The organism is Bartonella sp. CL436QHHD (genome assembly GCF_042195105.1).
Taxonomy (GTDB): Bacteria; Pseudomonadota; Alphaproteobacteria; order Rhizobiales; family Rhizobiaceae; genus Bartonella.
Genome location: NZ_JBHINR010000058.1, coordinates 1 through 10,330, shown reverse-complemented (window position 1 = coordinate 10,330; position 10,330 = coordinate 1). Strand labels below are relative to the sequence as shown.

Annotated in this window: 2 protein-coding genes and 1 pseudogene; all 3 read right to left on the bottom strand. The window is 39.2% G+C overall.

Annotation, left to right across the window (positions count from 1 at the left end; genetic code table 11):
• Positions 1–2,029 (bottom strand): annotated as a pseudogene (locus ACFIKN_RS07435) (autotransporter outer membrane beta-barrel domain-containing protein); the annotation flags it as partial.
• 650 nt (positions 2,030–2,679) lie between these two features.
• The gene (locus ACFIKN_RS07430; protein WP_375658159.1) at positions 2,680–9,429 is read right to left on the bottom strand and encodes an autotransporter outer membrane beta-barrel domain-containing protein; all 6,750 of its coding nucleotides are present in this window, start codon (positions 9,427–9,429) and stop codon (positions 2,680–2,682) included.
• 639 nt (positions 9,430–10,068) lie between these two features.
• Positions 10,069–10,330: autotransporter outer membrane beta-barrel domain-containing protein (locus ACFIKN_RS07425; RefSeq protein WP_375658158.1), on the bottom strand; the 262-nt coding region annotated here is incomplete at its 5' end.

The window sequence follows — 10,330 nt, the reverse complement described above, 5'->3', positions numbered from 1 at the left end:
TGATTTTTAACGTCCATGTTGTATTGTTTTTCAGATCAAAACGTACATTTCTGTCTTTAGCAATATTCGCTCTGCCTTCTAAAGTAGACTGATCAGCGCTTAAGGTGAAGGTGCCATTGGAGATCGCTTTAACCTCTTTATCATTCCAATAATTATCGGTTCCCCAAGATTTTGGATTTTCGAAAATACCATTTCCTAATAATACGTCGGCATGGATTTCTGAATTTTTGAGATTGACTGTACCGATTGACAAACCTGGAATATCTTCAATGTTATCGTTAGTAAAAGCTCCAACAAAAATTCCAGTACCATTTTCAGCATGAAGCTCTGCATTAGTCAGATTGATCTCACTACTTTGGTGTTTTTGTGGATCATCTGATTCATTTTTATCAATATCAGAGACAGCTAAGAACTGTAAGCCACTGATTCCTACTTTTGCAGAAACATCCGTTAGAGCAATTTGGCCGCCATTTATTACAACCATTGCAACTTTTTTTGCTTCTATTTTATTTTTCTTCCCATTCTGAAGGGTGTCGGATTGGGTATCTAGACCTTTAGAATTAGCATCAATAGCGCCATTAATCATCTTAATTGTGCTATCTTTACCAATAGCGAGACCAACATCAACATTTTGAATGGTTGTTTTGCCATTTAATTCAACTATACTATCAGCCTCCCAAGTGTTTACACCAACGGTTGCTGCTTCGGACTCACCACCGATTATTGTTAAATCTCCGGTAATGATTTTACTTCCATCCTCTGCATAAAGACCTTCATCAAAATTTTGAATGGTTGTTTTGCCCGTTAACTGAATTTCACTCCCAGAGCCCGCTGTCCATACACCAGATCGTGCTTCATTGGGGTTGTCATTAATTGCTTTACCACCGACTATTGTTAAATCTCCGCTGGTAATTTTACCACCATTATAGGCTCCAAGACCGTACGAAACTTTTTCAAAGGTTGTATGCCCCTTTAATTGAATTTCACTATTGGGATTAATGGCTATTATACCAGAAGTGCCGTATTCTTGGTTTTCATAAGCAGTTATTGTTAAATCTTCGCTGGTGATTTTACCACCTTTTTCTGCTCTCAGTCCATCTCTAACTTTTTCAATGCTTGTTTTGCCTTTTAATTCAATTATGCTTCCAAAGCCATTGGCATTTGCACCGTTTCCGAAGTTATTGGTTGTTAGAGTAACATCCGTAATTTCAATACGTCCACCATTTTCTGTAAGTAATGCGCCTTCATGTCCATTCAAATTTCCTCCTATGACAGCTCCTCCTTTCATTGTGATCTTGGATTCTATACCATCTGCATGGAGTGCATTACCATTAGATGAAGCGACTGTAACATTGTTGTTTAAAGTAATGATGCTGCCATTTTGAGCAGATATTGCTGTATTTTTTGCACGAAATGATCCTCCAGAGATTGTTATTGTCGAGTGATCATCTGCAGATATGCCTGTTAGTGCTTGAGTAACGGTTACATTGTTCAAGGTTACTGTGCTGTTTTTAGCACTTATTCCTAAGGATAGTGAACTGTTATCGTTTTCACTCGATATTACCACGTCTTCCAGCTTGTTTTTTTTACTCTTACTGTCAGAAAAGGAAGCACCAGTGCTAGATAAAATGCCAGATGAGGAGGCCTCCATTCCAGAATATGTAATTGTTCCCTTAGTCATTTGAAGTGTAGCACCGTCTTTGGCTTCAAGGCCTAAGAAAATACCAGAACCAGTGCCTTTAATGGTTGTGCCATCCAGTAACTCAATCGCACTGTTAGCACCTTCTGCTGTTACAGCATAGACGGTTTGGTTTGTGCCTTGGTTTATATCTTTATTCGTAACAATGGTTAAATGTTTTCCAATGATTTTGCCACCGTCTTTTGCGTGAATAGTTTCGTAGGTTTTATCGGATACTTCTTGTTGTTTTCCCCCAGAAACTACGAGGGTTTCAGCATGTGCACTGAACTGGATATTGAATAGGATGATAGCGGCTGCAGCCGTGCATGATAAAAGGGATGTTTTATACACTAGTATTCTCCTTATGAGAGCCCCCAAATATTCATTTCCCCGCGAACTTCATAAGAAGAAGTGAAAATGGATAGTTGTTATTAATTTCAGTAATTGTCTTTATTTGGTAAGACATTTTTGGTTTTTTGTCAAAATTAAAAAATAATTGATATTAATTATGTCTAATACAAAATGTATTTATAATTGATTTTATTTAAAGAATTATAATTTTGAATATTATTATTCAGAGAAATATTCTGAGATACTGATATAGTGGTACCATAACATCTTTTACGTGATGGTAGGGATTATTATATGACGCAAATTGGGGTTATGAGGGAACAAAAAAGGATGTAGAAGAAGCTTATAAAAAAGCTAACTTACTTGGGCTTAAAGTGGGTTGTCATCTTTCAACACAGTGGTATTAATTTATTTCTAATAGACTTCTCTTTTTTTCAAAGTAGGAAGTACTCTTCATCCACTGGGGATAGAAGTGCTCTGTTGCGTTTGTTGTGTCTTGTCTTGGGGATTTTCGTAAAGAACTAAGTATAAAGAGGGAAGGGTGCTTTAAAAGGAAAAAGGATGACTTTAATGTACAAAAAGGGCAGCATATTGTGCTGCCCTTTTTGTTAAATTGAATAGAATGAATAGGCTATTTTTACAGCCTTGATTTAAAACTGATAGCGTATGCCACCTGAAAAGCTTGCACCACTTATACCAGTTTTCTGAAGCTTTTGTCGATAGCTTACATCACCGTAAAGAGAGAAATTGTGAGACAGTTGTGCATTGATGCCAACGCCGCCCTCAATTGCTGTTCCTATGGGATCAAGGTCAAAATCTCTGCCAATCTGGATGGTACCATCATCACCAAAGGTTTTGATCAAGTTTGCTTTTCCATAGAAGGAAATGGCAGGACCATTTTCAGTGGTCATAATGGTTTTGGTTAAACGTCCACCAACACGGATCAACCATTGAGAAGGATTGTTCATATCAATTTTTAAATTATCAGCATCTTCAATGGTATCAAACATCAAATGTTGATAAGCAAGTTGTATTTGGGGCTCGAAGGTTAAACCTTCCATTCCGGTAGAAAATTGTTTGCCAACGGTGGTGGAAATACTCAACATTTTTACATTGTTCAATTTCGCGGTTTTACCAATGATAGCATTGGTGATATCGCCCTTTATTATCCCATAGGATAAAAGCGTATCGATATAGAAACCACTGTCATGTTGTACACTACCATAGGCAGTGAGAGACCATTTATCTAGAGTGCTTTTACTTGCATCCTGCATCTCTTTTGGAGTGAAAGACAGCTGCCCATAGGTACCTAAAAGACCAAGATGTGTAGTAGTGCTGTGCCCTTCTAACGTAGTCAATGCAACCCCACCTTGTATAGCAGCGTAGCGAATATCAGCACCATAACCATATTTAAGGGGACCGCGTTTCGAGGATAAGGTTCCTGTACCCCCATAGGTAGAGAGGAAGAAACTGTTTTTTAGATTTTTCTGCTCTCCCAAGACTGTTGTTCTCATATTGGCTAAAAGTGCATTTTGCTTGGCCATATCGGCCAATCCAGTATAAAAGAGGGCATTTGGCATAACCAAATAGCTTGCCATTTGTGGTACAACTGCTCTTACTTTTGAATCGGGGTCAAAAAATTCAGGCTGCAAACGGAAATCCCAGAAATCTTTATCCTTTTCATCGAATAAGTTTTGGTTAGCATTGGCTTTGCCATAGCTTGAGACTGGTCCATAGGCAGTCAGCGTATATTTATAAGGAGTTCCTCCTATGGTGGTATAGCCATTTTTCAATTTAAAGGAGTCTTCTTTTGCTTCTCCAGAAACTTGAATAAGTGAAAGTCCACCTATATTTGAAGGATCAGAGGCATTTTCTACACTCTCTTTATCCCCTGAAACATTTTTGACATAAACTGTTGTGGTGCCTGCTACATCACCGTGAATGAGAAGCCTATCGGTTTTTTGTGCATCTATTGCAACACCATCACTCCATATAGCGTTGAAATGAATTTCTGCCTCACCAGAGGCATTATAGACTGCTAGAATGTTCGGTATTCCAGATCCTATATGCAATGTATGATAATGATCTTCTACCGGTCCATTAAAAACAATAGAACTATCATTGAGATTGAGCACAGAAATATCAGAACGTGACCTTTGAGCAATAGCAAGCAGTTTTCCGTCATCATCGGTTTCTTTTGTACTGGTTTTCAATATCCATGTTGTCTTGTTTGTCAAATCAAAGCGTACAGTTCTGTTTTCTGCAATTTTTGCTCTTCCCTTTAATACGGAGTGATTAGCATTTAATGTAAAAGCAAAATTATTTTCTTTAGTTGAAGCTTTTGCTGCTAATAAAATATCGGCACTGATTTCTGAATTTTTGAGATTGGCTATACCGATTGATTGGTCTGCGTTAATTCCAATACTATTTTCAGTGCGAATCTTTGTATTTGTCAAGTTGATTTCTAAGGCATTATCATCCTCGGATTTATCAAATGTTATGCCACTGTTTTCTGCTGTTGCAGAAACATTTGTTACATCAATATATCCGCTATTTTTTAAAACAAATGCTGATCCTTTTGCTGCTACGGTCCCTCCATTCATTTTAATTGTGCCACCGTTTTCTGCATAAAGTCCGATGAAAGTATTGCTAATCGCTGTATTTCCATGCAATTCAATTAAGCTGTAAGGATTGCTGGCAGCTGCACCGTATCCGTTGCCATCCATCGTTGTTAGAGCAACGTCTGTGACCTTAATATGTCCACCGTTCATTGCAAACAATGCCATGGTTTTCGCAGTTACTGTTCCACCAGTCATTATAATTGTGCCACTATTTTCTGCATCAAGTCCGGTTACAGCATTATTAATTGTTGTCTTTCCATATAATTCAATCAAGCTTTCAGGATCGGTTGCAGCAGCACCATAGTTACCATTTTTTGTTGTTAAAGCAACATCTGTGACTTTAATATGCCCACCGCTTTTTGCAAGCAATGCCATGTTTGTTGCGGTTACAGTTCCACCCGCCATTGTGATAGTACCACTATTTTCTGCATTGAGCCCGATGAAAATATTATCAATTGTTGTCTTTCCATCCAATTCAATCAAGCTGTCAGGATCAGTGGTAGCTGCACCGTATCCGTTGCCATCCATTGTTGTTAGAGCAACATCTGTGACTTTAATATGCCCACCGCTTTTTGCAAGCAATGCCATGTTTGTTGCGGTTACAGTTCCACCCGCCATTGTGATTGCACCACTGTTTTCTGCATTGAGCCCGATGAAAGCATTATTAATCGTTGTCTTTCCATCCAATTCAATCAAGCTGTCAGGATCAGTGGTAGCTGCACCGTATCCGTTGCCATACATCGTTGTTAGAGCAACATCTGTGAGCTTAATATGTCCACCGCTTTTTGCAAGCAATGCCATGTTTGTTGCGGTTACAGTTCCACCCGCCATTGTGATAGTACCACTATTTTCTGCATTGAGTCCGATGAAAGTATTATTAATCGTTGTCTTTCCATCCAATTCAATCAAGCTGTCAGGATCAGTGGTAGCTGCACCGTATCCGTTGCCATCCATTGTTGTTAGAGCAACATCTGTGACTTTAATATGCCCACCGCTTTTTGCAAGCAATGCCATGTTTGTTGCGGTTACAGTTCCACCCGCCATTGTGATTGCACCACTGTTTTCTGCATTGAGCCCGATGAAAGTATTATTAATTGTTGTCTTTCCATCCAATTCAATCAAGCTGTCAGGATCAGTGGTAGCTGCACCGTATCCGTTGCCATCCATTGTTGTTAGAGCAACATCTGTGACTTTAATATGCCCACCGCTTTTTGCAAGCAATGCCATGTTTGTTGCGGTTACAGTTCCACCCGCCATTGTGATTGCACCACTGTTTTCTGCATTGAGCCCGATGAAAGCATTATTAATCGTTGTCTTTCCATCCAATTCAATCAAGCTGTCAGGATCAGTGGTAGCTGCACCGTATCCGTTGCCATACATCGTTGTTAGAGCAACATCTGTGAGCTTAATATGTCCACCGCTTTTTGCAAGCAATGCCATGTTTGTTGCGGTTACAGTTCCACCCGCCATTGTGATAGTACCACTATTTTCTGCATTGAGTCCGATGAAAGCATTATTAATCGTTGTCTTTCCATCCAATTCAATCAAGCTTTCAGGATCGGAGGTAGCTGCTCCGTATCCGTTGCCATACATCGTTGTTAGAGCAACATCTGTGAGCTTAATATGTCCACCGCTTTTTGCAAGCAATGCCATGTTTGTTGCGGTTACAGTTCCACCCGCCATTGTGATAGTACCACTATTTTCTGCATTGAGTCCGATGAAAGCATTATTAATCGTTGTCTTTCCATCCAATTCAATCAAGCTTTCAGGATCGGAGGTAGCTGCTCCGTATCCGTTGCCATACATCGTTGTTAGAGCAACATCTGTGAGCTTAATATGTCCACCGCTTTTTGCAAGCAATGCCATGTTTGTTGCGGTTACAGTTCCACCCGCCATTGTGATAGTACCACTATTTTCTGCATTGAGTCCGATGAAAGCATTATTAATCGTTGTCTTTCCATCCAATTCAATCAAGCTTTCAGGATCGGAGGTAGCTGCTCCGTATCCGTTGCCATACATCGTTGTTAGAGCAACATCTGTGAGCTTAATATGTCCACCGCTTTTTGCAAGCAATGCCATGTTTGTTGCGGTTACAGTTCCACCCGCCATTGTGATAGTACCACTATTTTCTGCATTGAGTCCGATGAAAGCATTATTAATCGTTGTCTTTCCATCCAATTCAATCAAGCTTTCAGGATCGGAGGTAGCTGCTCCGTATCCGTTGCCATACATCGTTGTTAGAGCAACATCTGTGAGCTTAATATGTCCACCGCTTTTTGCAAGCAATGCCATGTTTGTTGCGGTTACAGTTCCACCCGCCATTGTGATAGTACCACTATTTTCTGTATTAAGTCCGATGAAAGCATTATTAATCGTTGTCTTTCCATCCAATTCAATCAAGCTGTCAGGATCAGTGGTAGCTGCACCGTATCCGTTGCCATACATCGTTGTTAGAGCAACATCTGTGAGCTTAATATGTCCACCGCTTTTTGCAAGCAATGCCATGTTTGTTGCGGTTACAGTTCCACCCGCCATTGTGATAGTACCACTATTTTCTGTATTAAGTCCGATGAAAGTATTATTAATCGTTGTCTTTCCATCCAATTCAATCAAGCTGTCAGGATCAGTGGTAGCTGCACCGTATCCGTTGCCATCCATTGTTGTTAGAGCAACATCTGTGACCTTAATATATCCACCGCTTTTTGCAAACAGTGGCATGTTTGTTGCGGTTACAGTTCCACCCGCCATTGTGATAGTACCACTATTTTCTGTATAAAGTCCGATGAAAGCATTATTAATCGTTGTCTTTCCATGCAATTCAATCAAGCTTTCAGGATCGCTGGTAGCTGCACCGTATCCGTTGCCATCCATTGTTGTTAGAGCAACATCTGTGACCTTAATGTGTCCACCGCTTTTTGCAAGCAATGCCATGTTTGTTGCGGTTACAGTTCCACCCGCCATTGCGATATTACCACTATTTTCTGTATAAAGTCCGATGAAAGCATTATTAATTGTTGTGTTCCCATCCAATTCAATTAAGCTTTCAGGATCGGTGGAAGCTGCACCGTATCCGTTTCCGTCCATCGTTGTTAGAGCAACATCTGTGACCTTAATATATCCACCGTTCATGGTAAACAATGCTGCGCTTTTCGCAGTTACAGCTCCTCCCGTCATTATGATGACACCACTGTTTTCCGCATCAAGTCCATTTATAGCATTAGTAATCGTTGTCTCTCCATCCAATTCAATAAAGCTGTAAGGATCGGTGGAAGCTGCCCCGTTTCCGTTTCCGTCCATCGTTGTTAGAGCAACATCTGTGACCTTAATATATCCACCTTTTTGTGCAAATAATGCTCTGTTTCCCGCAGTCACTGTCCCTCCCATCATTATGATTGTAGACAATAAACCGTCTGCATAGAGTCCATCACCATTAGATGATGTAACTTGAACGCTGCCTTCTTTACTATTGGCTAAAGTAATGAAGCTGCCGTTCATTACGGATAGCCCTGTGTATCCTCCATCAAATGCTCCTCCTAATATCGTTACTTGTGAACCATCTTCTGCGGATATGCTGGTGTCTGCTTGCGTAATGGTTACATTTTCTAAAGTGAGATGACTTCCGTCAAAGGCCGTTATTCCTGTGAATAAAAACTCTTCTTTTTCATTTTCTAATTCACTTTCCCATCCAGGGTCTAATTCATTGTCCGATGTTTTTACATTTTCTAGCTTGTCTTGATCACTTATGCTGGTATTTGCATAAGTAATGGTTACATTTTCTAACTTGTTTTTATCGCTTTTACTCTCATTGAAGAACGCACCAGTTTCAAAAGCCGTAATGGTTCCTCCAGTCATTGTAATTATGCTACCGCTTGTTGCATAAAGCCCAATTACAGCGTCATTAATTACCGTATTTCCGTGCAGTTCAATTGTGCTGTCAACATCATTAGCTATTGCACCGATTCCGGTACCATCTTTTTTTAAAGTAACATCTGTGACGTCAATATGTCCGCCATTTTCTGCAAGTAATGCTGTATTTTCTCCAGTGACTGATCCTCCTATCATTGTGATTGTGGATTGTGCACCATTTGCATAGAGTCCGTCACCATGAGATGATGTAACTTGAACACTGCCTTTTTTATTATCGGCTAATTCACTATAGGTTAAAGTAATAGCGCTGCCTTCCGTAGCAGATATTCCTTTGAGTTCTCCATCAAATGCTCCTCCTAAAATCGTTACTTCAGAATGATCATTTGCAAATATACTGGTGTTTGCTTGCGTAACCGTTACGTTTTCTAAAGTAACTTTGCTTTTGTTGTCGGCATTTATTCCCTTGTCCATGAAGTGGTCATCTTTACCGCTTGATATTGTTACACCTTCCAGCTTGTTTTTATCATTCATACTGTTTTCGAAGAAAGCGCCAATTTCAGAAACCGTAATAATGCCTCCAGTCATTTTGATTGTAGCACCATCTTTTGCATTAAGACCGAGACGAATGTCAAAATCAGTTCCTTTAATGGCTGTGTCTTGCAGTAATGTAATCGCACTGCCAAGACCGTCAGCTGTTACAGCATAAATATCCGTGTCTTTATTCCCAACCACAGTTAAATGTGTGCCGGTGATTTCCCCGTTGTCTTTCGCATTAATAATCTCATACGTTGTGTTAGATACTTCTTTTTTCTCGCCGGAAACTTCAAGAGTTTCAGCATATACATTGAGATGGGTGTTTAATAGCATGACAGTTATGACAGCCGTGCAGGATAAAAGGGACTTTTTACACATCAAGATTTTCCTAAATTATAAGTAAATTATAAGTGCCACACACTCTTCCCCCGCTTATAAGAAGGATATCAAATGGATGGGTACTTTAGAGATGGAACGTGAATAGGCGATTTTTATTTTTATGTAAAGTATAAAATAAATTATACATTTAATATATAATGTATTATACTTAAATTCATTTAGTATTATATGAATGCATTATGTTAATATTATATAAGTATTATAAGTTTTTCTATTCAAGATATGTGTTATGTTTGCATAAAACTTGTTTCTTATGCTTAAAGAAAAGGAGTAGGCAAGAAAATTAAAAAAAACTGTATGCTTGAGCTTGATAGGGATCTCTTTCAACATCATGAAACCAAAGATGGTACCATAGCTTTCATGTTTTTCTTTAACACGGTTACGATAAAATAGCGCTCATTGATTTTTCAATCGACGTTTAGTTTTTTTAAGGGATATTTTTACTAGTTGAAAGCGCGATATTTTATTGTTTTGAGTTTTTTTAACTAATTTTCTTAAAGAGAAATGTTGGCGGTGTGTATTAGTAGAGAAGAATAGGGGGGAGATAAAAAGGCAGCATATTGTAGCTGCCTTTTTTTAAAATTGAATAGAATGAATAGGCTACTTTTCAACCTTGATTTAAAACTGATAGCGTATTCCTCCTGAAAAGTTTGCACCACTTATACCAGTTTTTTGAAGTTTTTGTTGATAGCTCACATCACCATGAAGGGAGAAATTGTGAGACAGTTGCGCATTAATGCCAACGCCGCCTTCAATTGCAGGTCCCATAGGATCAAGGTCAAAATCTCTGCCAATCTGGATGGTACCATTATCACCAAAGGTTTTGATCAAGTTTACTTTTCCATAGAAAGACATCGGACGGTTGTTTTCAGTGGAAATG

What these genes read in the sequence shown, in the direction of transcription:
- ACFIKN_RS07430 (WP_375658159.1), bottom strand. Translation starts at nt 9,429, where the DNA reads ATGTGTAAAAAGTCCCTTTTATCCTGCACGGCTGTCATAACTGTCATG.